General features: G+C 32.0%; 24 protein-coding genes. 6 read left to right on the top strand and 18 right to left on the bottom strand.

The features are described from left to right. Window positions 1-121: 121 nt before the first annotated feature. The 8 genes from KCTC32516_RS11575 to KCTC32516_RS11540 form a co-directional block, all read right to left on the bottom strand. The gene (locus KCTC32516_RS11575) at window positions 122-514 is read right to left on the bottom strand and encodes a hypothetical protein (protein ID WP_301400747.1); all 393 of its coding nucleotides are present in this window, start codon (window positions 512-514) and stop codon (window positions 122-124) included. Window positions 515-580: 66 nt separating this feature from the next. Next, entirely contained in the window at window positions 581-3505 is a 2925-nt protein-coding gene (locus KCTC32516_RS11570) for an FAD-binding and (Fe-S)-binding domain-containing protein (RefSeq protein WP_301400745.1), read from the bottom strand. A gap of 204 nt (window positions 3506-3709) precedes the next feature. Further along, the gene (locus KCTC32516_RS11565; RefSeq protein WP_301400743.1) at window positions 3710-4888 is read right to left on the bottom strand and encodes an MvaI/BcnI family restriction endonuclease; all 1179 of its coding nucleotides are present in this window, start codon (window positions 4886-4888) and stop codon (window positions 3710-3712) included. Beyond that, window positions 4885-5946 (bottom strand): hypothetical protein, encoded by a 1062-nt coding sequence (locus KCTC32516_RS11560; protein ID WP_301400741.1) that lies wholly within the window; start codon window positions 5944-5946, stop codon window positions 4885-4887. The genes KCTC32516_RS11565 and KCTC32516_RS11560 overlap by 4 nt, the downstream gene beginning before the upstream one ends. 1 nt (window position 5947) lies before the next feature. Beyond that, a complete protein-coding gene (locus KCTC32516_RS11555; protein ID WP_301400739.1) occupies window positions 5948-7093 on the bottom strand; it encodes a hypothetical protein in 1146 nt (381 codons plus the stop codon). Between the two features lie 5 nt (window positions 7094-7098). Beyond that, window positions 7099-9306 (bottom strand): DNA cytosine methyltransferase, encoded by a 2208-nt coding sequence (locus KCTC32516_RS11550; protein WP_301400737.1) that lies wholly within the window; start codon window positions 9304-9306, stop codon window positions 7099-7101. Between the two features lie 228 nt (window positions 9307-9534). After that, on the bottom strand, window positions 9535-9885 hold the full coding sequence (locus KCTC32516_RS11545; RefSeq protein ID WP_366911259.1) for a VF530 family protein: 351 nt from the start codon (window positions 9883-9885) through the stop codon (window positions 9535-9537). Between the two features lie 27 nt (window positions 9886-9912). Further along, window positions 9913-10617: a hypothetical protein gene (locus KCTC32516_RS11540; RefSeq protein ID WP_301400735.1), complete on the bottom strand. Its 705-nt coding sequence runs from the start codon at window positions 10615-10617 to the stop codon at window positions 9913-9915. A 236-nt stretch (window positions 10618-10853) separates the two neighbouring features. Here KCTC32516_RS11540 and KCTC32516_RS11535 point away from each other — a divergent pair, with 236 nt between their 5' ends. Together KCTC32516_RS11535 and KCTC32516_RS11530 are read left to right on the top strand one after the other, a co-directional pair. Continuing rightward, window positions 10854-13352 carry a M14 family metallopeptidase gene (locus KCTC32516_RS11535; protein ID WP_301400733.1) on the top strand — a complete coding sequence of 833 codons (2499 nt, stop codon included), beginning with the start codon at window positions 10854-10856 and terminating at the stop codon, window positions 13350-13352. A gap of 214 nt (window positions 13353-13566) precedes the next feature. After that, on the top strand, window positions 13567-13725 hold the full coding sequence (locus KCTC32516_RS11530) for a YqaE/Pmp3 family membrane protein (RefSeq protein WP_301400731.1): 159 nt from the start codon (window positions 13567-13569) through the stop codon (window positions 13723-13725). A gap of 409 nt (window positions 13726-14134) precedes the next feature. Here KCTC32516_RS11530 and KCTC32516_RS11525 read toward each other — a convergent pair whose 3' ends face one another. The 9 genes from KCTC32516_RS11525 to KCTC32516_RS11485 all read right to left on the bottom strand — a co-directional run bounded on the left by KCTC32516_RS11525 (window position 14135) and on the right by KCTC32516_RS11485 (window position 22058). After that, window positions 14135-14473, bottom strand: coding sequence for a tRNA-binding protein (locus tag KCTC32516_RS11525; RefSeq protein ID WP_301400728.1), 339 nt, complete (start codon window positions 14471-14473; stop codon window positions 14135-14137). Next, on the bottom strand, window positions 14473-14931 hold the full coding sequence (locus KCTC32516_RS11520) for an Mpo1 family 2-hydroxy fatty acid dioxygenase (RefSeq protein WP_301400726.1): 459 nt from the start codon (window positions 14929-14931) through the stop codon (window positions 14473-14475). Before KCTC32516_RS11520 ends, KCTC32516_RS11525 begins: the two co-directional genes overlap by 1 nt. Window positions 14932-15065: 134 nt before the next feature. Continuing rightward, entirely contained in the window at window positions 15066-16370 is a 1305-nt protein-coding gene (locus tag KCTC32516_RS11515) for a metal-dependent hydrolase family protein (protein WP_301400723.1), read from the bottom strand. 4 nt (window positions 16371-16374) lie between these two features. Beyond that, the gene (locus KCTC32516_RS11510) at window positions 16375-16602 is read right to left on the bottom strand and encodes a hypothetical protein (protein WP_301400721.1); all 228 of its coding nucleotides are present in this window, start codon (window positions 16600-16602) and stop codon (window positions 16375-16377) included. A 74-nt stretch (window positions 16603-16676) separates the two neighbouring features. Further along, the gene (locus tag KCTC32516_RS11505) at window positions 16677-17426 is read right to left on the bottom strand and encodes a Type 1 glutamine amidotransferase-like domain-containing protein (protein WP_301400718.1); all 750 of its coding nucleotides are present in this window, start codon (window positions 17424-17426) and stop codon (window positions 16677-16679) included. Between the two features lie 91 nt (window positions 17427-17517). After that, window positions 17518-17817 (bottom strand): Na+/H+ antiporter NhaA, encoded by a 300-nt coding sequence (locus KCTC32516_RS11500; RefSeq protein WP_301402762.1) that lies wholly within the window; start codon window positions 17815-17817, stop codon window positions 17518-17520. Between the two features lie 71 nt (window positions 17818-17888). After that, window positions 17889-18821, bottom strand: coding sequence for a peptidylprolyl isomerase (locus KCTC32516_RS11495; protein WP_301400716.1), 933 nt, complete (start codon window positions 18819-18821; stop codon window positions 17889-17891). Window positions 18822-18847: 26 nt separating this feature from the next. Then, complete coding sequence (locus KCTC32516_RS11490) at window positions 18848-20254, bottom strand: hypothetical protein (RefSeq protein WP_301400713.1); 1407 nt, start codon at window positions 20252-20254, stop codon at window positions 18848-18850. A 214-nt stretch (window positions 20255-20468) separates the two neighbouring features. After that, complete coding sequence (locus KCTC32516_RS11485; protein ID WP_301400711.1) at window positions 20469-22058, bottom strand: peptide chain release factor 3; 1590 nt, start codon at window positions 22056-22058, stop codon at window positions 20469-20471. Between the two features lie 127 nt (window positions 22059-22185). On the opposite strand from KCTC32516_RS11485, the gene KCTC32516_RS11480 reads away from it, so the two are divergent. Continuing rightward, complete coding sequence (locus KCTC32516_RS11480; RefSeq protein ID WP_301400709.1) at window positions 22186-22662, top strand: TlpA family protein disulfide reductase; 477 nt, start codon at window positions 22186-22188, stop codon at window positions 22660-22662. A 1-nt stretch (window position 22663) separates the two neighbouring features. Then, window positions 22664-23863, top strand: coding sequence for a sialidase (locus KCTC32516_RS11475; RefSeq protein ID WP_301400707.1), 1200 nt, complete (start codon window positions 22664-22666; stop codon window positions 23861-23863). Between the two features lie 118 nt (window positions 23864-23981). Here KCTC32516_RS11475 and KCTC32516_RS11470 read toward each other — a convergent pair whose 3' ends face one another. After that, the gene (locus KCTC32516_RS11470; protein ID WP_301400704.1) at window positions 23982-24668 is read right to left on the bottom strand and encodes a peptidylprolyl isomerase; all 687 of its coding nucleotides are present in this window, start codon (window positions 24666-24668) and stop codon (window positions 23982-23984) included. Window positions 24669-24725: 57 nt separating this feature from the next. On the opposite strand from KCTC32516_RS11470, the gene idi reads away from it, so the two are divergent. Together idi and KCTC32516_RS11460 are read left to right on the top strand one after the other, a co-directional pair. Next, window positions 24726-25244, top strand: a complete 519-nt coding sequence (gene idi / locus KCTC32516_RS11465; protein ID WP_301400701.1) for an isopentenyl-diphosphate Delta-isomerase — start codon at window positions 24726-24728, stop codon at window positions 25242-25244. A gap of 230 nt (window positions 25245-25474) precedes the next feature. Next, window positions 25475-25888, top strand: a complete 414-nt coding sequence (locus tag KCTC32516_RS11460) for a 6-pyruvoyl trahydropterin synthase family protein (RefSeq protein ID WP_301400698.1) — start codon at window positions 25475-25477, stop codon at window positions 25886-25888. Window positions 25889-25949 lie beyond the last annotated feature (61 nt).

Below are 25949 nucleotides of genomic sequence, written 5' to 3'. Positions count from 1 at the left end.
AATAGGAATGTTTAGATTTTAAATTTACAAAAACAAAAATGAAGTCTTATTTGTAAATAAAAAATGTATTCAATACCTAAATTTTAAGTATCAAATACATTCATATATTTTCAAGAACGCATTATTGTTCTTTCCTTCTTTTTGCTTTGATATCAAGGTCTCCATCTGGAGTGCTAACAGAACCAGACATAGAATCTCCATCAAACTTAAATTCAAATTCAATCGAATTACCTTCAATATCAATATTTGCATTAAGTACATTGTTATTTAGTACTATATTTTCTAATTCTAAAGAACCAAATTGGGTAGTTTCTATTTGAACGGTATAGTTATCATCTGATTTTTTAATAGTCATTTCGCCAGTCATTGTATCATCAGCAGCTTCAACTTCGTAATCCCATCTGCCATCAATATCTTTAATATCATTTGATTGCATTGAAGTAAGCACAATAGTTGCAATAAAAAAGAACATCCCGAGTACTAGCTTACTTTTTAAAAATTTTGATTGTATCATTTTATGTAGATTATAGTTTAGATGACTAAATTACGACTTTTTTACAAGTTTTTAATAATTGCTCTATTAATTGGATAAAGCTTCTTTTAATAGGGTAATTGGATGTTTTGCAATGCGTTCTGTTCCATCAAAAATTTGATGACGACAACTTGTTCCAGCTGCAACAATTTCTGTGTCTGTGGTACAATTTCTAACTTTCGGAAACAAAGTGTCTTCTCCAACTTGCATGCTCAAGTCGTAATGCTCTTTTTCGTAGCCAAAACTTCCTGCCATTCCGCAACAACCTGTGTTTAGAATGGTTACAGAATAATTTGTTGGAATGTTTAAAATAGTAAAACTCGCTGCTGTACTAGACAATGCTTTTTGATGACAATGTCCGTGAATTTTGAGTGTTTTAGAAGCTGATGTAAATATAGAAGTATCTAGATTTCCTTTTTGATGCTCGTTGTTTAAAAACTCTTCAATAGTAAATGCATTTTTCGCAATTTCTGTCGCGGATACTTTATCATCAGCCAATCTGATGTATTCGTCTCTAAAAGTTAAAATTGCTGATGGTTCTATTCCGATTAACGGCGTTGCATCAGAAATTACATCTTTAAAAATAGCAATGTTTTCGTTACAAACTTGTTTCGCTTCTTTTAAAAATCCTTTGGATATAAAACTTCGTCCGCTTTCTTTGTGATGCAGGACTTCTACAGCATATCCTAATTTTTCCAAGACAAAAATGGCGTCTTTTCCGATTTCTACATCGTAATAATTGGTAAATTCGTCGTTGAATAGGTATACTTTTTTACCTCTCGACTCCGCTCGAGATGACAAATTCGAAGTGACATTTCGTTTTTTGTACCAGCTATTTAATGTCCTTGAAGCCAATTTTGGAACGCTTCTTTTTTGTGCAATTCCCATAATCGCTTTTGACAACGAAGTGTTTAATAGCATATTCGTTAGAGCAGGAGTGAGGCTTCCTAATTGATTGTATTTTACATTATTCGCAAATAATTTACTTCTAAAACTATAGCCGTTTGTTTCTTGGTATTGATATAAAAACTCTGCTTTTAAAGCCGAAACATCTACATTACTTGGACATTCAGAAGCACAGGCTTTGCAACTCAAACACAAGTCAAAGACTTCTTTTAATTCTTGATGATTGAACTTATTTGGTTCTTCAGAATTGGTTAAAAACTCACGCAATGCGTTTGCTCTTGCGCGTGTAGTATCTTTTTCGTTTTTGGTGGCTCTGTAACTCGGACACATCGTTCCGCCAGCAGAAACAGGTTTTCTACAATCTCCAGAACCATTACATTTTTCTGCTAGTTTTAAAATTCCTTCGTTTTCTGAAAAATCTTGAAGGGTTTTGATAACTGGTTCTTTTCGGTCGATTGCATACCGCAAACTTTCATCCATCGGAAAAGCATCGGTAATTTTACCTTTGTTAAAAACATTCTTTGGATCAAATGCTTTTTTTATACGTCGTAATAATTGGTAGTTTTCTTCACCAATCATTAACGGAATAAATTCTGCTCGTACAATTCCGTCTCCGTGTTCTCCACTAAACGAACCGTTGTATTTCTTTACAAGCTTTGCGGTTTCTGTGGTAATTTTACGGAACAATACCACATCTTCTTTTTTCTTTAAATTTAAAATAGGGCGTAAATGAATTTCACCAGCGCCAGCGTGTGCATAATAAATGGCCTTTTGTTGATAGGCATCCATTATTTTGGTGAATTCTTCAATATAATTAGGCAAATCTTCTAAAGCAACTGCGGTGTCTTCGATACACGCAACGGCTTTTTTATCGCCAATCATATTTCCTAACAAACCTAAACCTGCTTTTCGCAAGGCGAATATTTTTTGAATATCGTCTCCATAAATCTTTGGATGGTGATATCCGAAGTTATTTTTTTCTAAATCAGCAATCACGTTGTTTGCCAAAACTTCTGCTTCTTCAATAGAATTTGCTGCAACTTCTAACATTAAAACGGCTTCAGGATCTCCTTGTAAAAAGAACCTGTTTTTTGCTTGTTCTCTGTTGTTTTTTGTACAATCTAAAATGGCTTTGTCCATCAATTCACAGGTAAACAAGTTGTGATTCATGGTAACCAACGTGGCTTTTAAACTTTCGTTGATACTTTTAAAATGCGACGTAATTAAAATACTTTCTTTCGGTTGAATGGCATCCAATTGCAAGGTAATTGCAGTAGAAAAGGCCAAGGTTCCTTCACTTCCTGCTAAGAATTTTGCCACGTTAATGGTTGGTGCTGTTCCACCAAACAAATCCGATGTTAAAAATTCATCAACGGCATAACCCGTATTTCTTCTGTGAATGGTTGCTTTCGGAAATTCTTTTTTAATTTCTTCTTGATTCGCATCAAAAATCAATTCGCTATAAATGGCTTTGTAAATAGTTCCTTCCAGCGTTTCTAATTCCATTTTCTGTTTAAAGGTTTCCGAAGAAATTTCAGAAAATGTCGCCAAACTTCCATCACTCAAAATCGCATCAATAGAAATCACTTTATCTCGAGTAACTCCGTAGCGAATAGAAGTAGTTCCAGAAGAATTGTTCCCAACCATTCCGCCAATCATACAGCGGTTAGATGTTGAGGTATTTGGACCAAAAAATAAATCGTGGGGTTTTAAAAACAAATTCAATTCATCACGAATAACTCCAGGTTGTACGGTAACCGTTTGATGTATTTTATCAAAAGAAATGATGTTGGTAAAATGTTTAGAAACATCTACTACAATTCCGTCTCCAACACATTGTCCGGCCAACGAAGTTCCTGCGGTTCTCGGTATTAACGTAATCTCGTTTTTGGTTGCAAAAGCAATCAATTGTTGAATGTCTGCGACATCTTTCGGAAAAGCAACAGCCAACGGAATCTTACGATATACAGACGCATCGGTTGCGTAAATGGACTTGTGTAAAGCATCAAAAAGGAGACTTCCTTTTAAAGAAGCATCTAATACAGTTAAAATAGAAGTGTCAATCATTTTTGTATAACATCGAATACTGCGAATTTAAAAATAATAAATTGCTTCTCTATTGATTTTGTTTTGAATAATTAAGTATTGCTAATTTTGGAATTTGTTAGCTAGTGTTTAGTTGTAAATGAAGGGACTCTTAAGTTTGTTTTTAGTTGGGCATTGGGTTTTTTTAAAAATGGGATGCGTTAGCTTTTAGTTTTGTTATACCGTTTAGATTAAACTATAACTTTCACTTGGTGGAAACAATAGCTCAATTCCTTCAGGTTTGATTTTAAAAATAGGACCTTTTTCTTTTGCTCCTCCTGTTTTTGTTCGTTTAATTAAATGGTCAAGCGTAATTATTCCTTGTTCAATTAATAAATCAAATTGTGTAGTAATAGGCTTTTTTGTATGCTCAACTAGTTTATATTGAAAATGTTCTCGGTTATTTATTGTTGTGCTTTCGGCTTCAACCCAAAATGTTTCTTTATGCTTTTCTCTTAATCGATTATGAAGTTTGTCCAAAGTCCAAACAACAAAATCTCCAACTTCTGGTTTATCAGAATTTTCAATCAATTGTTTAATGTCACTATCAAGCCTTAAGTTTAAACCTTGTGAATTTCTAGTTATTGCTGAAACTGTACAATACAATTTAAAATCATCTTCACGTTCATATCCAAAAGTTTCTAAAATTTCTCCTGAACTTTTAAATTTACTCAATTTCCAATCTGGTACTTGGGCAAATAAATTTTTACGGTTTGTTCTGCTATTTCTGAATGACTTTAACTCAATTCCTTTGTAATCAGGTTCCTTAGAAGAATTGATATTTATTCCAAGTGCTGTTTCGAGTGTTCGACCAACAGAAGTATCAGCATCTACCATTGAAGGAATTGGGCCAGCACTTGCAATTTTTCTTAACATTTCTAAAAGTTCAAATGCCACTTCGTTTTCTGTATTATTGATTGCGTTAATTAAATACTGAAATGGATTTTGAATTGAAGAATTAATCAATACATTAACATCTAATTTTGTCAAGTTGAAAGCTTGAAAACTATCATCGTAATATGTGATTGCAATAATATCATTTGGGTCAGCGATTTTTGTCAAACCATAAAACCAGATTCTTGGGTCTCCTTTTTTGGTTGTAGGTCTATATAAAGATGCTTGTGATTTTATAGTATTAAAACCTGTATGAATACTTGCTGGAATCATTATTTTGCTCTCTGTACCTTGTTTTTGTAATTCGTAATCGTGGATGTTTTCACTTTTCAAATAACTTCGTACAGAACCAGTTGCATCCATTATGGATTTCTTTAGACCTGTTTCTGTTGGTTCAATTAATGTAAGAGAAACTTGGTTTTTGGTCAGTAATTTTATCTTTCCTTGTTCTGTTTCTGTAAGTTTTCTCATATTTTAAAACATTGAGTAACAACTTCTTTAAGTAGTGGTTCGGCAAATTCAACAATAAATTCTTCGTCATTTTTATCCATTATGTATTCTCCAAACTTATTATGAGCAATTGAAGACCTAACACGATATATCCAATAAGCACATATTTTAGGTATTATTATATTATAGGTATGTCCTTGAGATTCAACAAAGGCTTGATTGCTAAAACTTCCTTCTTCATCAACAATGTTTCTAAAATCATTAGTTCTCCTCAAAGGGTTACTTTCTTTACCATATTGATAAAATATTTTGATTGCTTTTTCCTTAAAAGGTTCAATGGTATTCATTGTATTTGTTAGTGATACTAAATCAACACAACGTTCTCTAATGATTGACACGAGTCTATTTATCTCCTCACGTGTATATTCTTTTAGTTTACTGCTAATTTCTTTCTCTTTATTTCCTTCTTCAACTAATGCTTTAATTTTTTGAGCAGTATGCATATCAAATTGTAACTCCAATAGATGATATAACTTTAAAAAACGATTAAATGGATTGGGCTCATTTATAGATAGAAATAGATTGTCTTTATAAATACTATTTCTTATTTTTAAATTACTAGAGACTGATAAACTAGTTGTTGTTTTTTTCTTATCAAATATAATATTAGGCTTATCATCAATATGAAAGAAACTTCCCCAAATCGAAGAAGTCTTTTTATATTTTGACTTATATTTATTAAAATTCCTTTTATTTATAATTATGTAATCAAACTTGAAAGTATGACTTTGGTCTACGATATGTTCTTGATCATAATCGATATAGAAACATATTCTTTCATCGTTTGGTAAACCTTCTATATCTTCAATTTTTCTATCCTTTAAAAATTTTATTTCACCAATACTGATACCAGATTCATATTTAATATCAATGGTATTATTTCTGTTAAACGAGAAGGATGTATTAATTGGTAAAGCTATTTTATCATCTATACAAGGATATCCTAAAAATTCTATTATTTCAATGTCTTCTAAAAAGTCATCGTCATCTTTTATTGCAATTATATGTTCGAAGATCATATTAATCCTTTTTTAAATCCAAAGATAATTCTATCCAACATTCATGTAAAGTTCTATCTCCTTCATCTCTAAAGTATTCATCAAAAGATTTTGATAACAATAACCTTGTGGCAAATCCAACATTATATTTTTTCGGGTCAGCTACTTCTTCTTTTATTTTTTTGTATTCTTCTAATTTGATAATATCCTCACCATTTTGAGCACTTTTTAATTTTTCAATTAGAACATTTATTGCCTTTTCAATTCTTCCAGCTTTTGCCTCGTGTAACTTTCCAATTGATGAGAAAAACGAATTAATAACATTGGCATCAGCAAACCAGTTTCTAAATGATTTAAGATCAGAATTGTCACAAATTCTAAACAACTCGTTATCTAATTCACAATATTTTTTTAAATAGCCTTTGAAAGAAGCAAAACTATCTGACAAATATTCTTCAGTTTCATCCATAATTTTTTCTTCTACAATTTTTTGTGAAACGATAGTTGTCTTGTCCACTTCAGGTGATTTGGTAAGAAAACTGTAATAAGCAGTTACAAGTCTTTCAAATGGAAACTGAGAGGCTTTAGTTCTTTTATCTTCCTTGTTTTCTACTAATATCTCTAATGTTGGTATATCCTTTATTAAAGTTGTTCTCATAGTAGTAAATAATAATTCTATTTGATGTCTCATCGACATAGGTTTCTGCCCTGAATTTAAAACTATAAGTCTATATACCAAATGAGAAATTTCAGGTTCAACCCAAATTTCTAAAAGTAGTTTTTGCTCAGCTTTAAACTCAATTTTCGAATCAATTAATTCTTTTATTTTATGAGTTCGTTGAAGGCCGTCAAGAATGTAAATACTATCTTTTATAGATTCTAATTGTGCCGAAATCTTTTCTTTAGCTTTTTTCTCAATTAAGGGAATAAACTCTTTAGCTTTACTAGGCTCAATTGCTAAAGTGATTCCAGGTAGTAAAGCTCCTTCTTCCAAGTCTTCCATTAATCTCTTGTAACCTTTATGAGTTTCTTTCTTCCTTTGAAGTTGGAATTTATTATAATTATCGCCAATTAAGTCAAAATATTCTTTCACTAATATTTGTGCATATATAACATTGGTGTTGGTTCTGTAATCCTTGGTAAAACCAATTATTTCAAGTGATTTCATATTTTTTATTTAATATTTTTTAATATTTCTGTTGCTACTGCTCTTGCTAATAAAGGTGGTACAGCATTACCTACTAAAGTATATTGTGGAACTTCAGTTTTTCTATTATTTCCTCCAGTTGAGCGTTTTCCTTGAAAAACAAAAGAGTCATCAAATGATTGTAAACGTGCCATTTCTCTAACTGTCAAAGACCTTGGTGAATTATAATGAATGTAATCATCTGCAATAGTCATTATTGTTGAGCTTTGTTCGTCAGGTTTTAAAACATTGTAGTTGCGTTTGTTTGTTGAAAGATCTAACTTTTTAAGTTCTGGTTGAGCTTGTCTATAATTACCATTTTTTAGAATGACACCAAGTCTTTCAATTACAGTATCGTTTTGGTTACTGGTTTTGTGATTGTTGAGTACATCAAAATATTTTTCTCCGTTCTCCAAGCCTTCATTATTCTTCACGTAAAAAGGTTTTGTTTGTGGTTTAAAGCGTGCAATTAACCTCCCTTTTTTTGACCATTCTGCAAATGATTTTCCTCCTTTAGAAATTGGCTTTCCATCAATTTTTCTTTTTTTAAGAAGTTTAGTCATTTTCTTTGCAGTTCCGTTGTATTGAGCAGAAATATTAATTTCTTCATAACGACGAGCTTCTTGGTTATTACCAATAAAGTCCAAATCATACAAAGCTTCAAAAATGGTTACTTTTTCTTCTTCGGAAACTGTTGCAGGAATTTCTGAAATATACTTTTGATCTTTACGACAACCAATAAAAAGCACTCTTTCTCTATTTTGAGGTACTCCATAATTTGATGCGTTTGCGACAAATGGTTGCTCTATTTTATAAAGTCTAATACTTTCAAGAATAGTCTTTAATTCTTTTTTTTGTAATGTGTTACAATGAGATTTTAAAACCTCGATAGTTTCATCAAAAGATGTTGTGTAGATTTTTAAGGCAGTTATAATATCCTCACAATCCTTTTTGTAGTTTGTTGGAACTCTTAAGGCTTTAAATGAATTTTCAATTTTTGAAATTACATTTTCAGAGCTTATTTCTGTTAGAAAATCTGTAAAGGCATTTGCAAAGTCGTCACTATCGATATTGCAAAAATCTTTTTCTTTGATAATGTCACGCTTTAATTTTTCCCATTCTTTTGTTCTTGCTAAAATGTTAAAACCGTGACGAATTGTATTAATGTTTTCGTCTGTTTTACTGGTTTTGTAGTCTGCAATTTTTGGCGTCAGTTTTTTAAATTTACTTTCTACAAAGCTGATGAAATCAGCTTTTCCAGTTTCCTTATCTTTTTCAAGTAATTTTTCAAGCTCAACCCTTTTTACAATACTATCGAAAAGAAATGAATTTGATTCTTTCCGTATTTTTTTGATGAATGTATTTAGTAATGGAATTTCTTTTGTGTCAACAATAGAATTGATTTCTTTGATAATCAATTCTTTTATTTTTCCACCTTCTTTTGTCAAAATGCCTTTTACATTTTCCATCACAAAGTATTTAGGTTGTAAAACCTTAATGACTTCTAAGTAGTGAGAAAAAAGGTCGTCTTTTTTATCGAATTTTTTTCGTTTTCCTGCAAGACTGAAACTTTGACAAGGTGGTCCTCCACAAACAACGTCAATTTTACGTCCATTAATTTTTTCTAATAAATTGTCTAAAAAATCTGGTTCAGTAATATCTTGTTTTAAAAACTCAGCATCCAAACCTAATTGATGATTATAGCGAACAACGTGAGTTAATTCGCAATTTTCATTGATGTCGTTGGCAACAACGAAATCAAAGAATTTATTGTTATGTTCAGCTTGTAAAAAACCTTCACTAAAACCGCCAGCTCCAGCAAATAAATCTACAAAAGTGAATGGTTTTCCATAAAGAGCAACCTGTTCTTTGACAATATTTACATTGTTGCTTTCTTTGTAGTTTTCTATATGTTCGTTTAATGAGCTTTTAACTTCGTCTTGAATAAAGGTTTTCTTGTTGGAATGGTGCAGGAGTTCATCTGTTCTTTTTCTTAAAAAGTCTAAATAATGATTAATTTCGTGAGATTCAACACTTAGTCCAATCGCTTTTTGTTTAGATTTATTGAAGTTTTTTGGTTCTATTTTCTGTCCTGTAGAAACCTTAATTTGACTTCCGTTACAGTTTATTCGTAGATGAATTGGTGCAAACCCTTTTTTGTCAGGTTTGTCTAAATAAAAATTAATTGTTGCCATAATTATTCACGGACGTTTTTGCGTACACGGACAAATTTACGGACATTTTTTGTAATTCCTAATTTATTTCTGTTTTAGTTCGAGGAGAGTAGAATAAAAGATAAAAGTAAGTCTTAATTTTAAATATCTCCTTGAGCATTAGCAAAATCAAAATATGTTTTGATTGAAGGTAGCTAGTGTAACTAATGGAAGAGTTAATCAACGGAAAAGAATAAATTAATTTACTTTTTAATTATTCTCTTTAGATCTATCTTCTTTTTCATCTAACATCTCCAAATAAAGATCCTCAACATGTTCTCTTGCCCAAGTGGTTCTTCTTAAAAAACCCAAGCTCGATTTCATAGTTGGATTGTATATAAAACAGCGAATATTAACACGGTCTCCTAGATATTCCCAACCATAATGCGCTACCAGACTTTCTAATACCTGGGCAAGTTTAACTCCATGAAACGGGTTGTTTAACTGTTCTTCTGTAGCTTGCCTTCGTATGCGTTTCGTAGGTTTCTTTTCACTAGAAAGTTTATCAGATTGCTTTTGTGAATTTGTTGGTTTGTTGTTGTCAATGTTATTTGTATTCATTGTTGGTGTGTACTATTAAGGGCTGTTTTAAGAAATGGTTTTTTCTGATATCCAACGCGTAAGATCTTCAATAAAATATTGCAAAATTTTATCATAGCTATCTTCAATATCTTCCATATCATAGGTTTTCCAATCTAACCAAAACTCCGATAATAAGGTATACAACTCTTTATCTAAATCTTGAAAAGCGATGAAGTATTTATGATACTTAAAAGCAGGATTATTACAAGACTTCATTGCGAAGAAGGTACCGATAAAAAAATCTACAGCTTCTCTGTCATAAACATTTTTATTGGTATACCTTTTAAAGAGAATATCTAGCATCTTTTTATTCATTTTAGGTTCATTAAAATCACTTGTGATAAGTTGATTTTCATAACCCATTTTTAAAAATAATGGACGTGTTAATTCAAGCTCTAAACAATACGTTACATGCTCTTTTAAACCATCAGAAAAAAGACTATTTATGCGCTCGTTTTTTTCTAAAGCAGTATAGAAATCTTCTGCAATTTTTACGTTTTTAGACTTTAAGGATAGATGAATTAATTGATGTGTAAAAGAAATAGCACTAAGGTCTTCTTCATTAATGCTTATGGTTGCAGTTTTGCTAGAAACGTTAGAACTATAAATTCCTTCTGGACTTGCAATTAATTCAATTTTATAGATGTTATTTAATTCATTCCATAAATCGATGTTCTTGTCATCAATTAAAAGAGTAAGATGTTCTTTCATTTGTTAAAAAATATTTTTATCGATGCGAAAGATAATTAATTCGCGTCAATTTCCATTTTCAATTCCTTCATTACTTTAATTCGAAAATTTTACTAGTCAAAAATCAATTTATTAAAAAGAAAAGTTTTTGTTGCGTTACCAACATTTGTTAAACAAAAGTTAAATAGGTTGTGTTAAATTTTCATAAAGACTTAGTTTCTTTATATTGTACGCTGAAAACTAACAAACCGTTTCTAATGAAAAAATTGACCTTCCTTTTGTTGTTGCTTGCGTATTCTGTATCTGCACAACAAGTAGATTTATCGTATTACTTACCTAATGATGTAACCTACAATAAAAACATTCCAACTCCAAAATCTGTCATCGGTCACGAAGTGGGCGAATGGCATGTTACACACGATAAACTAGTAGAGTATATGAAGGCTTTGGCAAAAGCGTCAGACAGAATATCTATAGAAACTAGAGGAACTACTTTTGAAGGAAGACCGTTGTTGTTATTAACCATTACATCGCCAAAGAATCATCAAAATATAGAAGCCATCCGTAAAAACCATATTGCTGCAACAGACAATGCTTCAATAGATGTTTCTAATGCGCCGATTGTGGTGTATCAAGGATTTTCTATTCATGGTAACGAACCAAGTGGATCAAATGCTAGTTTGGCTGCAGCCTATTATTTAGCCGCTGCACAAGGAAGCGACATAGATGAATTGTTAGACAATACGGTTATTTTATTTGATCCTTCTTTTAATCCTGACGGATTGCAACGTTTTGCATATTGGGCAAATACAAACAAAGCGATTAACATCAACCCAGACCCAAACGATAGAGAATACAGAGAAGTTTGGCCTGGCGGTAGAACCAATCATTATTGGTTTGATATGAACAGAGATTGGTTGCCAGTGCAGTTGCCAGAATCTAGAGCAAGAATTGCATCGTTTCATAAATGGATGCCAAATATCTTAACAGATCATCACGAAATGGGAAGCAATTCTAGTTTCTTCTTTCAACCGGGAATTCCGTCTAGAACAAATCCGTTAACGCCAAAATTAAACCAAGAATTGACCAAGCAAATTGGTGCTTATCACGCAAAAGCGTTAGATAAAATAAGCTCTTTATATTATTCAGAAGAAAGTTATGACGATTTTTATTACGGAAAAGGATCTACGTTTCCAGATGTAAATGGAAGTATCGGAATCTTATTTGAACAAGGAAGTTCTCGTGGTCATGCACAAGAAACCGTAAATGGCGTGTTAACGTTTCCGTTTACTATTAGAAATCAATTTACCGCAGCGCTGTCTACTTTAGAAGCAGCACGTAATATGCGAGTTCAACTTCTAAAATACCAACAAGATTTCTTTAAGAATGCAAGAAAAGAAACAGCAAAAACAAAAGCAATTGTCTTTGGTGATCAAAACGATGCAGCCAAAACATATCATTTGGCAGAGATTTTAAAAAGACAAGACATCAAGTTCAACGAAATCGCGTCAGACTTTACATCCAAAGGGAAAACCTATAAAAAAGGAAGTAGTTTTATAATTCCGATGAATCAAAAGAACAGCAGATTGGTAAAAGCGATGTTCCAAAAAAGAACACAATTTGCCGATAGTTTATTCTACGACATTTCTGCTTGGACGTTTCCACTAGCATTTAATTTAGATTACGAAGAAAACGTTGCAACTAACAAAATAGGAAAAGAAGTCACCAATTTAGAAATGCCTGCTGGTTCAATTTCTTATAAAAGCGATTACGGATATTTAATGCCTTGGAACGATTACTATACGCCAAAAGCATTGAACACTATTTTAAACAAAGGTATTAGAGCAAAAGTTTCTTTAAAGAAGTTTAACAATGGCGGAAAAGATTTTGATTACGGAACTATTTTTATTCCTGTACAGAACCAAAAATTAAATGCGGTTGACTTATATACCTTTTTAGAAAAAGTGGCTAAAAACAGTCATGTGCATGTGTACGGAACAAGAACTGGTTTAAATGAAGGTGTTGATTTAGGTTCTAATAATTTTAGCAATATAAGTCCTAAAAAGATTGCAATGCTAGTTGGTGATGGAATTTCGAGTTCTGATGCTGGAGAGATTTGGCATTTGTTTGATACGCGTTTTGATATTAAAATAACAAAACTAGACATGTCTTATGTGGGTAGAACAGATTTGAGTAAATACTCTACATTAATTGTACCAAGTAGCCGTGGAGTTGATAAAGGAACAGAAGCGAACCTTAAAACGTGGGTTAGAAATGGTGGCGTTTTAATAGGATATAGAAGTGCTGTAAGATGGTTGGCTTCAAAGAAGTTTATCAACGTAGAATTTGAAAAAGCAGCACCTCCTACAAATCCTGTTACATTCGAAAATAGAGGATTGCGTTCTGGAGCACAAGTAATTGGTGGTGCCATTTTCAACACAAAGTTAGATGTTTCGCATCCAATTAATTTTGGATATAAGAATAACGAATTGCCAATGTTTAGAAATACAACCATCTTTATAAAACCAAACAAAACGAATTATAACAATCCAATTCAGTATACTAAAAATCCGTTATTGGCAGGTTATATTTCTAAGCAAAACTTAAAAGTATTAGCAGGTTCAGTTCCTTTTCAAGTACAAAGAATGGGTAGAGGTAGAGTAATTGTTTTTACAGACAACACCAACTTTAGAGCTTTTTGGTACGGAACCAATAAGTTATTAATGAATGCAATTTTCTTTGGTGATAAAATGTAAAGAGGAGTTTAAAAGTTACAAAGTTGCAAAGTCGAAAGTAGATGGTTAGATTATTGGATTTTTAGATTGTTAGACATATTTGTTTGTAATTTATTTTCAGTAAGAAAACTTTGTCGCTTTGCAACTTTGTGCCTTTGTTACTTATTGCCACTTCTTTTTTTGTAACAATTCTCGATTAGAAACGTCTCATAAGTATTATATCAACTAAAATACTATGAGTTTATTAAGAGTTTTATTAGCCATTTTCTTTCCGCCATTATCTGTTTTGGGAAAAGGATGTGGTTCTTTTGTGATCGTTTTTCTATTAACGCTTTGCGGATGGGTTCCTGGAGTAATTGCCGCTTTGGTAATCTTGAATAATCCTGAGAATTAATCAATGTACAATGAGCAGTGAACAATGAACAATGATCATTGAACAATGAAGAGTATTCGTTTTATAGTTTTGATAACTGATAATTGAAAAACTGTTCTCGATACATCACGCTAAAAAAAGCGAGACACTCGAACTGACAATGCTAACTGTAAACTGCAACTGGCAACTGTAAACTGTTACTGATAACTGTTAATTGAAAAACTGTTCTCGATACATCACGCTAAAAAAAGCGTTACACTCGAACTGACAATACTAACTGAAAACTGCAACTGCCAACTGTCAACTGTTACTGATAACTGTTAATTGAAAAACTGTTCTCGATACATCACGCTAAAAAAAGCGTGACACTCGAACTGACAATGCTAACTGTAAACTGCAACTGCCAACTGTTACTGATAACTGACAATTGTTAACTGATTTGCTCTCCGTTTTTAATGTGAACAGAAGCTTGTAATAAAACAACATTTCCGTCTTCATTATAAATTCCAAGCACTAAACACTCGCTCATAAAATTCGCTATTTGTCGAGGTTTAAAGTTTACAATTGCAGAAATTTGCTTGTTGAGTAAGTCTTCTTTTGTATACAATTCTGTAATCTGAGCACTTGATTTTTTAACACCTAAGCCTCCAAAATCTATCGTTAATTGATAGGCAGGTTTTCTAGCTTTCGGAAAATCATTTACTTCTATAATTGTTCCTATTCTAATATCAATTTTTGTAAAGTCTTCGAAGGTGATTTCTGTATCCATTAATTCCCAAGTTTTTTAATCACCCAAAGCGGACCAATTAATAAAAATTGCAAGTCTTTTATAAATGATGGTTTTTTACCTTCTACTTTATGTCCGTAAAACTGTCCAATCCAAGCAATCACAAAAATAGATATTGAAATAATTGTTAGATTTCCAAAACCACTCAACCAATAATTTCCAACTATTGACAAGATGGTTACCAACAACATATTGATAAAATACCAAAACCCTAATCGTGCGTAAAAGATTAAAATAAAAAGGCCAACAATTGCTGCCCAGTTTTCAAGTAATGGATTGTACAAACCAAAAGTGTCCTCTAAAAATGTAGTTGGAACGCTCATTAGCAACCCAATTACGCTAAAAAAGATAGCAGGAACACAAATGAAATGGATGGCTTTATTCGTTTCGTTTTGATGACTTACAGCGTATTCATCAAACCATTGTTGTGCAGTTTTCATAAAAATTGAATTAAAGAATAAATATAGGAATTTTATTGTTCCCGACATTTTGCGGTAGATTCGGAGTCTACTTTTTTTAATAGATTCCTGTTTCCATAGGAATGACAAATAGTTATATCCATTGGAATTGTATACTATTGTTTAAAAATTGTACCGTCTTTGATTACCATATTAATTCTTCTTAAATTAGAGATATTTTTTATAGGATTACCATCAACAACAACTAAGTCAGCTAGCAAGCCAATTTTTATTTGACCTATAGAATTTTCATATCCAAAAGCCTTCGCATTTACAGAAGTAACGGATTGTAACACAGACAAAGGATTCATTCCGTATTGAACCATCATTTCTAGTTCACGAACATTATCGCCATGAGGGAATACACCCACGTCACCTCCAGCTACTATAGTAACTCCAGTTTCCAATATAAGCTTAAAAGATTTTTTCTTTTTTGTAATTCTAGTAGGGGCAGGATCTATTCCTTTTTTCCACCCTTGATATTGTGCGATAGCATCTCCAGCAGCAAGTGTAGGGCAGAGGGCAACATTGTGTTTTTTCATCAATTCAAAAATTTCTTTGGTACCACCATCACCATGTTCAATAGTACTAACACCAGCCAAAATAGCACGACGCATTCCTTCTTCACTAGCTGCATGAGCAACAACTTTTCTACCGCTACTTTCAGCAACTTCAACAATCAATTTTAATTCTTTTAAAGTAAAAGTTGGAGCAGCCTTATTATCTGGACTCCAACGATAATCGGCGTAGACTTTAATAACATCAGCACCATGTCCAATTTGATCTCTTACAACTCTAGTTAAATCGTCAATTCCATCTGCAGTTTCAGCACCTAATGGAACGGTTACATGTTCTGCAAATCCTTTAGGACCATAACTACCTGTTGTTACAATGGCTTTTCCAGCGACAATCATTCTAGGGCCTATAATTACGTTTTTTTCGATGGTTTCTTTCAGTCCAACATCTACATAAGAAGCACCTTCGGACCCCAAATCTCTTATCGTAGTAAACCCAGCCATCAAAGTTTTCTTCGCATGATTGGCACCGCGAATAGCTCTCTCTGCGTAGGATTCTTTTAGTACCTGATCGTTCCATGAAGTTTCATTGTATGGGTGTAATAATAAATGAGAATGCCCTTCAATCATTCCTGGCATCAATGTCCCATTGGGATAATTAATGGTTTTTGTGCCTTTCGGAATTTTAATATTGGCTACCTTATCAAAAGCAATGATTTTATTTCCTTTAATAAGTACAGCTTTGTTGGTATGAAATTGAACACCATCAAAAATAGTTTTGGCTTTGATAAGTGTATAGGAATCATCTTGTGCTATTGCCTGAAAACTAATAAACAGTAACAAAATAAGGATGATTTTCTTGAATAAACTGAAAATAAATAAAAAGTAAGCATTGATTCTTTTCATAAGATTATTTTTTTATTTGGTTGATATAATAACGATTTATTTGATCTGAATTCGCTTCTATAATATTTATAAAACCATCACCATCAATATCACCACTTGACACAGATGCTGTTCGTTCTTTATAAGTACCTAAAATGAGACGACTGTTGGTAAACATTTTATGATCTTGTGCTGTAATTGTTTGAAACAAGAAACTAAAAATAAATACCGTACTTAAAAGTTTGTATTTCATTGATGATAAATATATATTGTTAATACTTACGAACTTGTTATAGAGACAAAAGTTGTTGGATCATGTAGTTTCAATTACTTAAGAATAATTGATTCTAATTTTTCTTCAACTACTTTTCCATTTTTTAAAGACACAAAGTAGTTGTTGTGTTTTTTATCAATAGAAACAATTTTAAATGGTTTTCCGTTTTTAAAAATGATTCCGGCATTGTTATCCATTGCGTAACCTGCTTTGAATATTCCTTTTTCGATATTTTTCTCATATAGAGGTCTTCTAAACTTTTCACCATCGTAATGTGGACTGTGACTAAAAGGTAAAAACCCAAGTCCTTCTACAACACTTAATTCTTTTGGTCTAGAATCTGTGGTTCCATTTTCAAACCAACATAAAGATCCAGCACTTCCACCAGCTAAAATAATTCCTTTTTCTAAAGCCTCTTTAAGCACTTTGTCTATCCCTTGTGCTTTCCAAATTGCCATCATGTTTAATGTATTTCCTCCACCAACAACAATTGCATCAACATTTAAAAGTATTTCTTCAAAAGTTTTTTTTTGGCGGTAAGAACTAATCCAAACTCCCTGAACTGAAGATTCTATCGAAAGATCACTAACTAAATCATTCCACCTTTTAATACTACGCTCACTATCTCCTGAAGCAGTTGGTAAGAATAAAATTTTTGGACGTGGTTTCCCGGTTAATTTTATGATTTCTTTCATAAACAATTTGTTAGGTCCGCTACCAGAAGGAAATATATATTGATCTTGACTAAATGCGCTTACAGAAATAAAAGCGGCAACAACACAAAGTAGGATAATTCTTTTCATTTTTAAGAATGGTTAGGTTAGTAAAGAAGCCAAGTTACCTAAAAATGTTTTTAGAAACAAATACAAAAGCAATTCAACGTATTATAACTTTTTAGTAATTAGTTTTATTTGCCTTTTTACTTTTAGTAAATCTAAGAATTAAATAGCCCAAAATTCTCCAACCTTTTATGTTTTCTGGATTTTGATTTAAAAATAAATAAAGTGCTATTGGAACCAGAACACTTCCTAGTACTGTAATAAAAGGAAAGGCTGCTTTTTTCAAGTTGTTTATTTCTCCAATTAATAACTCTCTTTTTAATTCTAGTCCAATTAAAAAAAAGAAAATGGACATTAATCCATCATTAATCCATAAAGTTAAAAGCTTTTTTAATTCATAATCTTGAAAGGAAATTAAACTCTTTATAAAAACAAAAAAATGCGCTCGAAAATCGAACGCATTTATACTTTTTTTTAGTGTGATGTTTATTTTACATCCATTAACTCAACATCAAAAATTAACGTTGCGTTAGGAGGAATAACACCACCAGCACCAGCTTCTCCATACGCTAAATGAGAAGGGATTACCAAACGAGCTTTAGTACCAACGTTTAACAATTGAATTCCTTCATCCCAACCAGCAATTACTTGACCAACACCAATAGCAAAATCGATTGGTTGTTTTCTTTTGTATGATGAATCAAAAACGGTTCCGTCTAATAATTGACCTTTATAATGTACAGAAACGGTAGCGCCTTTTGTTGCTTTTTTCCCTTTTCCTTCTTGTAAGATTTGGTAACGTAAACCACTTGCAGTTTCGTCGTAACCAGCAGCAGCAGAATCTAATAATTCTTTTTGTTTTGCCAATTCTTCTGCTTCTCTTTTTGCTCTAGATCCTTCGAAAGTTCTAAAAGCTTCAACAGCATTAAATTTTTCAGCGGCATCACCAACTCTAATAATTTCTATGGATGTCAACTCGTCTCCTTGAGAAATGATATCAACAATATCTTGTCCTTCAACAACACTTCCAAAAACAGAATGTTTATTATCTAACCAAGGCGTAGGTATGTGGGTAATGTAAAACTGACTTCCGTTTGTTGCTGGTCCAGAATTTGCCATAGCTAATTTCCCTGGCGCATCGTGTTTTAATTCTGGATGAAATTCGTCATCAAATTTATAACCAGGATTTCCAGTTCCTGTTCCTTGTGGACAACCACCTTGAATCATAAAATCAGAGATTACTCTGTGAAAAGACAATCCATCATAATATGGAGTTCCTTGTGGTTTTACATCATTTTCTAAATTTCCTTCTGCCAAAGCAACAAAGTTACCAACTGTTCCAGGAGTTTTTTCAAATTCTAAGTTTACTAAAATTTCGCCTCTATTTGTATTGAATTTAGCGTAGATTCCGTTATTCATTTTTTAAATATTTAATTTTTATTCTATTATTTTCTTGTGGATAAAGTGGCTAAACCAAAACTCAATCCAATAGTTATATTTGTTGCTTTTAAATTACCAAAAGGGGTAATTAATTTTCCAATTGATGACTGCAAAGATAGGGCATTTGTTAGTTTATAACTTAACCCAATTGTAGGTCTTAGTACAATTCCTTCTCCAGTATCAACTCCAGCGCCACCAGCAGCTCCAGCCATTGCTTCTAAATGAGCTCTCAATTTATTATTTAAAAAATAAGGGCTGTAAATTCCAACACCCGCCATACCTTGGGCATATCCACCAGATTTTCCGCCGTAAGCAAAACTTGCTTCGCCAATTAAATAAAAGGTTTGATTGATGTCGTAATTAATTTGTACACCTAATAATTGTAAATCAACCATTGGACTATCCGTTTTTAAAACATTTAAGTAGGTTTGATTTTGAATTCCGATTCTAATTCCTTGAGTTTTAAAAGTGCTATGGTTATTTGTTCCACCATTAAAGCCATAATATTTTAATCCAAATCCGTAAGTATAAGCTTCCAAATCTCCAGCAATTGCTTTATAATACCCTAGATGAGAACTTACCGCTAACTTATTCGATATTTTTACATCAATTCCTGTACTTGGATAAATCATTAGTCCACCTTCAGGAGCAATTCTTCCGCCCGCAGCGCCAATTCCTATTTTAGTAAAAAAAATTATTTTTTCTGTTTGATATGGATGATAACCAACGCCAAAAAATAGGTCCATAAATCCGGCACGTAATCCTTTATAAATAGCATCAACGTGTGTAAATAAGAAAGTGTTACTGCTTATATATTTTTGATATTCAAACCCCAATACATACAATGTTTCTGTTAAAGGTTCTTGATTATTAACATTATCTTTTCTAGAATTACCGATCGGTTTAAAGAAGTCAAAACGGACTTGTTGTACATTTTTTACTACTGGCTGTTTCCAAAAATTGGTATCCGATAAATTTGAAGCAATAAATTTTTTTTGAGCATTTTGATACTCAGTAAAACGTAATGTGCTTGGGATTTCAATAAAAAAGGAAACAGCATTGCTTTTAATTTTTCCTGTGTAAAAATTTACATGACTGTATTGTATCCCTACATTAAATTTTTCTTGTTTATAACTAAACCCAATATTTGGATTGATAAATGCACCATCATTAATTAAATACCGATATCCGCCTCCGCCGCCAAAATGAAAATTAGCATCAAAGTAAAGGTTGTTGTATAATTTTTTGTTCATTCCAACATCAACTCCTAATGTAAATAACCCACCTTGATCTCCAGTAATCGCAGCATACATTCCAACGCCACCATACAGCCAATTGTTTATGGGAACTTTATAGTGTAACCCCATCATTCCCATAGTTGGTTTTAAACTAGGGTCAAAATCTGTGGGCATTTGAACAGGAATAAAATTCAAACGAACTGAATTTTTTAATTCCCTTCCTTTTAAAGTCGTTATGTTTTCTTGTGAGAAAGAGCATATAGAAAAGAGAGAAAAGAAAAGAGAAAAGAGGCACGAATTATAAAACCTTTTTCGTCTTTTAACAAAAGAGTGCTCCATTTTACAGAGAAACAGGTCTTGTTTCTTGTTTCTTAATCCTACCATCTATCTATTTATATTCGCTTACAAAATGCAATTTTACCGTAGGATATTTACTCTGAGTCATTTGAATTGTAAAAGCAGAATCTGCTAAAAACACCAATTGTCCTTGTTTGTCTTTTGCTAAATAACGCTGTTTTACACGTTTAAATTCTTTGAACTCTTCACTTTTTGGGTTTTCAGGATCTACCCAACAAGCCTTGTGTACTTGTAGGTTTTCGTACGTACATTTTGCACCATATTCGTGTTCTAAACGATATTGAATTACTTCGTATTGTAACGCACCAACGGTTCCAATTACTTTTCTTCCGTTCATGTCTAACGTAAATAACTGCGCAACACCTTCATCCATTAATTGATCCAGTCCTTTGAATAATTGTTTGGCTTTCATCGGATCCGCATTGTTTACATATCGGAAATGCTCTGGAGAAAAACTCGGAATTCCTTTAAAGTTCAAGATTTCTCCTTCAGTAAGTGTATCACCAATTTTAAAATTTCCGGTATCGTGTAATCCAACAATATCTCCAGGATACGATTCTTCTACAATTTCTTTTTTCTCAGCAAAAAATGCATTTGGACTTGAAAATTTTACTTTTTTACCATTTCTAACGTGTAAATAAGGAGCATTTCTTTTGAAAATTCCGGAAACAATTTTTACAAATGCCAAACGATCTCTGTGTTTTGGATCCATATTGGCATGGATTTTAAACACAAATCCAGTTAATTGTTTTTCCTTAGAATCTACTAAACGCTCTTCCGCTTTTTTAGGTTGTGGAGTAGGAGCAATTTCTATAAATGCATCCAACAATTCTTTAACACCAAAATTATTTAATGCAGAACCAAAAAATACAGGCTGTAAGTTTCCTTCAAGATATTCTTGATGATTGAATTCAGGATATACCTCATCAATCAATTCAATTTCTTCACGTAACGTTTTTGCAGCTTTTTCTCCAATAATGGTATCTAATTCTGGATTTGATAAATCGTTAAATTCAACTCCTTTAGAAATCGTTGTTTTAGAATCACCAGAAAAAAGGTTTAATTTCTTTTCCCAAATATTATAGATTCCTTTAAAATCATAACCCATTCCAATTGGAAAACTCATGGGGGTAACTCGCAGTCCTAACTTCTGCTCAACTTCATCTAATAAATCAAAAGCATCTTTACCTTCTCTATCCAATTTATTGATAAAAACCAACATTGGTATGTTACGCATTCTACAAACTTCAACCAGTTTTTCTGTTTGAGGTTCAACTCCTTTGGCAACATCAATTACAACAATAACACTATCTACAGCAGTTAAAGTTCTAAAAGTATCTTCAGCAAAATCTTTGTGACCAGGAGTATCTAAAATGTTTATTTTTTTGTCTTTGTAGATAAAAGCCAATACAGAAGTTGCTACAGAAATTCCACGCTGACGTTCAATTTCCATAAAATCGGAAGTTGCTCCTTTTTTGATTTTATTATTTTTTACAGCTCCAGCTTCTTGTATTGCACCACCAAAAAGCAACAATTTTTCAGTCAATGTTGTTTTTCCTGCATCTGGATGCGAAATGATACCAAATGTTCTTCTACGTTGTATTTCTTTTAAAAAACTCATCTACAAAATTTGAGGTGCAAATGTACGATTTATTCTATAATTTTTTAAACGCCACATCTATAAATCTAATGCTATTTTAACTGTAAAAAGATGTTAAAAATCAATTTTTTGTCTTTAAATTAGTCGCATGAAAAAAACACTCTTTATCATTTCTTTTATACTTGTTTTAGGTTGCAAAGATTCTCAGGACCCCAAAGTTTCTAAAATTTTAAATAATCTAGAAAACCTTGTTGACTTAAAAGGAGAACCCTTTGATGTTTCTACTTTAGAAGGGAAAAAAGTGTTGGTTAATTATTGGGCTACCTGGTGTGCTCCTTGTAAAAAAGAAATGCCAGATTTATTAGCAGCGCAAAAAATTTTATCGAAAGAAAACTATGTTTTTTTATTAATTTCTGATGAGTCTAAAGAGCAAATACAAGATTTTAAAAATAAATTTAAATATGATTTCACATTTTTAAGATCATCAGAATCATTGTCAAACATAGGAATTTACGCCATGCCAACTACTTTTGTTTTTAACGAAAAAGGAAAGAAAGTAAAAGAAATTATTGGTGCAACAGAATGGAATAGTGAAGAAATGATTACTCAACTAAAAGAATTATAAAATGAAAAAACTAATATTTATTTTAAGTGTAGCAATGTTATTTATTGCCTGTGAAAAAAAGGAAGTAAAAATTACTGAAATTCCGTTTGACTTTGGAATTAATAATGCAGAGCCAAATTTAGTTGCTCAAAAAGGAAAATTATCTTTGTCTTGGGTAAGTTCTATCAGAGGAGAAGAAGCTACATTATTTTATACTCAATTGGAAAATGAAAAATGGAACGCACCTTCAAAAATTATTTCTGGTGATGATTGGTTTGTAAATTGGGCAGATTTTCCTGCGAATGCAACAAACGGAGATGTTTTACTGACAAGTCACTTACAAAAATCAGCAAAAGGAACATATACCTACGATATTGTATTAAATCTTCGAAAATTAAACGGAGACATCATCAAAGAAAACTTCTTGCTAAATACAGACGGAATGAAAGCAGAACATGGTTTTGTGAGTATCATTCCAAATAAAAGTGATGGTTTTTTAATTACGTGGTTAGATGGACGAAATACAGTAAAAGAAATGAAAGAAAGCGTCCATAAAGCAATGACGGTACGGACAGCAGAAATTTCTAAAACAGGCACAATTTTTAATGAGACAGAAGTAGATGGAAGAACTTGCGATTGTTGTCAGACATCCATAACAATGACTCAAAACGGACCAATGATTGTGTACAGAGATAGAAGTGAAAACGAAATTAGAGATATTTATTTTTCTCAGAAAAAAGATTCAGTTTGGTCTACACCTGTTGCTGTATTTAATGATCATTGGAATATAAATGGTTGCCCAGTAAATGGTCCAAAAGTTGTTTCAAACACAAAAAATACTGCGGTTGCTTGGTTTACTGGAGCAAATGAAAAACCAGAGGTAAAAGTTTCATTTTTCGAGAATAATACTTTTAATAAACCAATTATTTTAAATGACATTCCCGCAATTGGTAGAGTAGATATTGCGTTTATTAATACTGATGAAGTGTTGGTAAGTTATATGGAATCTGATAATAACAACACGTATTTACGGTGTAAAAAAGTATCTAAAAACGGAAAAGTTTCTAAAGCAATTACAATTTCTGATATTAGTTCTGGAAGAAGTACTGGAGTTCCACAATTAGAAATTAGTAATAATGATGCGTATGTAGTTTGGACGATTTCTGTTGATAAAAAAAACCAACTAAAAACGGTGAAATTTGATTTAGACGGAATAGAATAATAGTTGGAAAGTTACAAAGTTACAAAGTTACAAAGTTACAGAGTTACAGAGTTACAAAGGGTCAAAGTTGCAAAGAGGCAAAGTAGTAAAGTTTATTTTTCTCTATTCTCTATTTATTTTATTCTATAATTTCAATTTTCATATTGACATCAACTAAAGGCCATTCTTTCTCATCTGTTTTTAATTGGGCAATTTTATCTAAGGTAGAAAACCCAGAAATTACCTCGCCAAAAACCGTATGTTCATTGTCTAAATGATGTGCTCCTTTTCTACTTTGTACAATATAAAATTCAAACGGACTTGATAATTTATTAGGGTTTTTTTCCCATTCTCTTGCTGCTGCAAGTGCGCCATATTTGTGTTTTCTGTTGGATCTAAATTCTGGTTTTAGCAAGTAGTTTCCGTATTTATATCGACTTTTCATGGTCTCATATCGATCAGAATTACCACCTTGAATGACAAAATTCTTTGCAACTCTATAAAAAACAGTACTATTAAAATACTTAATCTTAGTTAAGAAGATAAAATTGGCTCTATGGATTGGAGTATCAGTATACAAACGCAATTTGATATTTCCGAAATCGGTTTTAATAAGTACTTTGGTTTCTTTATTTTCCTTTCCGTATTGAGTAAAAAAAGCTTCTACATTGTATTTATTTAAGCTGTCCCAACTTTTTTCTGCTTTTTTAATAAGCTTCTTTTCTTGTTTTATTTTTGGAACAATTGGCTGTGCTTTTTTCTTTTCATCACAATTAAAAATGACTGTTAATATGAATAAAGCAATACAAAATTTAATTAATTTCATTTTTAAAATGACGTGTTTATTAACTGCAAAGATAATTGATTTTACTACATTTGTTTTATGGCAGAAGAGCAAGTAATTTTAGTAGATAAAAACGACAACCAAATTGGGTTAATGGCCAAAATGGAAGCGCACGAAAAAGCCTTGTTGCACAGAGCATTTTCGGTTTTTACGTTTAATGATAAAGGCGAATTGTTATTGCAACAAAGAGCAGCAGATAAATACCATTCGCCATTATTATGGACCAATACCTGTTGTTCGCATCAACGAAATGGAGAAACTTCTTTAGAAGCAGGAAAACGACGTTTACAAGAAGAAATGGGTTTTACCTGTGAGTTAGAAGAAGTATTTTCTTTTATTTATAAAGCGCCATTTGACAATGGATTAACAGAACACGAATTAGATCATGTGATGATTGGAAAATACAATGAAAATCCAATTGTAAATAAAGAAGAAGTAGCAACTTTTAAATGGATGACATTAGAAGAAGTGAAGGTTGATATGGAAAAAGAACCAGGAATTTACACAGAATGGTTTAAAATTATTTTTGACGAATATTATCATAGAATAGCTGATTGAAAGTCTCAAAGTCTCAAAGTCTCAAAGTCTCAAAGTCTCAAAGGTTCAAAGTTCCAGAGTTGCAAAGGTTCAAAGGTTCAAAGGCTAAAGAAGTGAAGTTTTAATATTGTAGACGTTTCGAAATTTTTATTTTTGATAACTGATAACTGATAACTGATAACTGATAACTGATAACTGATAACTGATAACTGATAACTGATAACTGATAACTGATAACCGAACACTGAATTATGCCAAGAATTACCGCACATAGAAAAGCACATTTTAATGCAGCGCACAGATTGTTTAATCCAGCTTGGTCTGATGAAAAGAATGCTGAAGTTTTTGGAAAATGTAGCAATCCACATTATCACGGTCATAATTATGAGTTAACGGTTTCTGTTACTGGAAAAATTGATCCTGTTACAGGTTTTGTAATGGATTTATCTGTGTTGCGAGAATTGATTAAAACCGAAATTGAAGACGCTTTTGATCATAAAAATTTAAATGTTGAAGTTGCAGAATTCAAGAATTTAAATCCGACTGTAGAAAATATTTCTGTCGTTATTTACAACAAACTGCGTGCAAAAATCAGTACTTATTTAGATATTTCTGTGACGCTTTACGAAACACCAAGGAATTTTGTTACGTATGCTGGGGAGTAAATTATTTTATCCTTTTTATCGACTTGATAATTACTAGTTCTAACAATTATTGATTTTTATT

It is taken from the genome of Polaribacter huanghezhanensis (genome assembly GCF_030444335.1).
GTDB lineage: Bacteria > Bacteroidota > Bacteroidia > Flavobacteriales > Flavobacteriaceae > Polaribacter > Polaribacter huanghezhanensis.
This window is presented reverse-complemented; position numbering and strand designations above follow the sequence as displayed.

Coding starts and splice junctions, on each gene's coding strand:
- KCTC32516_RS11555 (WP_301400739.1), bottom strand. CDS start 7,093: ATGAAATCACTTGAAATAATTGGTTTTACCAAGGATTACAGAACCAAC.
- KCTC32516_RS11495 (WP_301400716.1), bottom strand. CDS start 18,821: ATGAATAACGGAATCTACGCTAAATTCAATACAAATAGAGGCGAAATT.
- KCTC32516_RS11560 (WP_301400741.1), bottom strand. CDS start 5,946: ATGATCTTCGAACATATAATTGCAATAAAAGATGACGATGACTTTTTA.
- KCTC32516_RS11485 (WP_301400711.1), bottom strand. CDS start 22,058: ATGAGTTTTTTAAAAGAAATACAACGTAGAAGAACATTTGGTATCATT.
- KCTC32516_RS11510 (WP_301400721.1), bottom strand. CDS start 16,602: ATGAAATACAAACTTTTAAGTACGGTATTTATTTTTAGTTTCTTGTTT.
- KCTC32516_RS11540 (WP_301400735.1), bottom strand. CDS start 10,617: ATGAAAGAACATCTTACTCTTTTAATTGATGACAAGAACATCGATTTA.
- KCTC32516_RS11470 (WP_301400704.1), bottom strand. CDS start 24,668: ATGAAATTAATTAAATTTTGTATTGCTTTATTCATATTAACAGTCATT.
- KCTC32516_RS11460 (WP_301400698.1), top strand. CDS start 25,475: ATGCCAAGAATTACCGCACATAGAAAAGCACATTTTAATGCAGCGCAC.
- KCTC32516_RS11530 (WP_301400731.1), top strand. CDS start 13,567: ATGAGTTTATTAAGAGTTTTATTAGCCATTTTCTTTCCGCCATTATCT.
- KCTC32516_RS11520 (WP_301400726.1), bottom strand. CDS start 14,931: ATGAAAACTGCACAACAATGGTTTGATGAATACGCTGTAAGTCATCAA.
- idi (WP_301400701.1), top strand. CDS start 24,726: ATGGCAGAAGAGCAAGTAATTTTAGTAGATAAAAACGACAACCAAATT.
- KCTC32516_RS11550 (WP_301400737.1), bottom strand. CDS start 9,306: ATGGCAACAATTAATTTTTATTTAGACAAACCTGACAAAAAAGGGTTT.
- KCTC32516_RS11475 (WP_301400707.1), top strand. CDS start 22,664: ATGAAAAAACTAATATTTATTTTAAGTGTAGCAATGTTATTTATTGCC.
- KCTC32516_RS11575 (WP_301400747.1), bottom strand. CDS start 514: ATGATACAATCAAAATTTTTAAAAAGTAAGCTAGTACTCGGGATGTTC.
- KCTC32516_RS11525 (WP_301400728.1), bottom strand. CDS start 14,473: ATGGATACAGAAATCACCTTCGAAGACTTTACAAAAATTGATATTAGA.
- KCTC32516_RS11515 (WP_301400723.1), bottom strand. CDS start 16,370: ATGAAAAGAATCAATGCTTACTTTTTATTTATTTTCAGTTTATTCAAG.
- KCTC32516_RS11570 (WP_301400745.1), bottom strand. CDS start 3,505: ATGATTGACACTTCTATTTTAACTGTATTAGATGCTTCTTTAAAAGGA.
- KCTC32516_RS11535 (WP_301400733.1), top strand. CDS start 10,854: ATGAAAAAATTGACCTTCCTTTTGTTGTTGCTTGCGTATTCTGTATCT.
- KCTC32516_RS11505 (WP_301400718.1), bottom strand. CDS start 17,426: ATGAAAAGAATTATCCTACTTTGTGTTGTTGCCGCTTTTATTTCTGTA.
- KCTC32516_RS11545 (WP_366911259.1), bottom strand. CDS start 9,885: ATGAATACAAATAACATTGACAACAACAAACCAACAAATTCACAAAAG.
- KCTC32516_RS11490 (WP_301400713.1), bottom strand. CDS start 20,254: ATGCCCACAGATTTTGACCCTAGTTTAAAACCAACTATGGGAATGATG.
- KCTC32516_RS11480 (WP_301400709.1), top strand. CDS start 22,186: ATGAAAAAAACACTCTTTATCATTTCTTTTATACTTGTTTTAGGTTGC.
- KCTC32516_RS11565 (WP_301400743.1), bottom strand. CDS start 4,888: ATGAGAAAACTTACAGAAACAGAACAAGGAAAGATAAAATTACTGACC.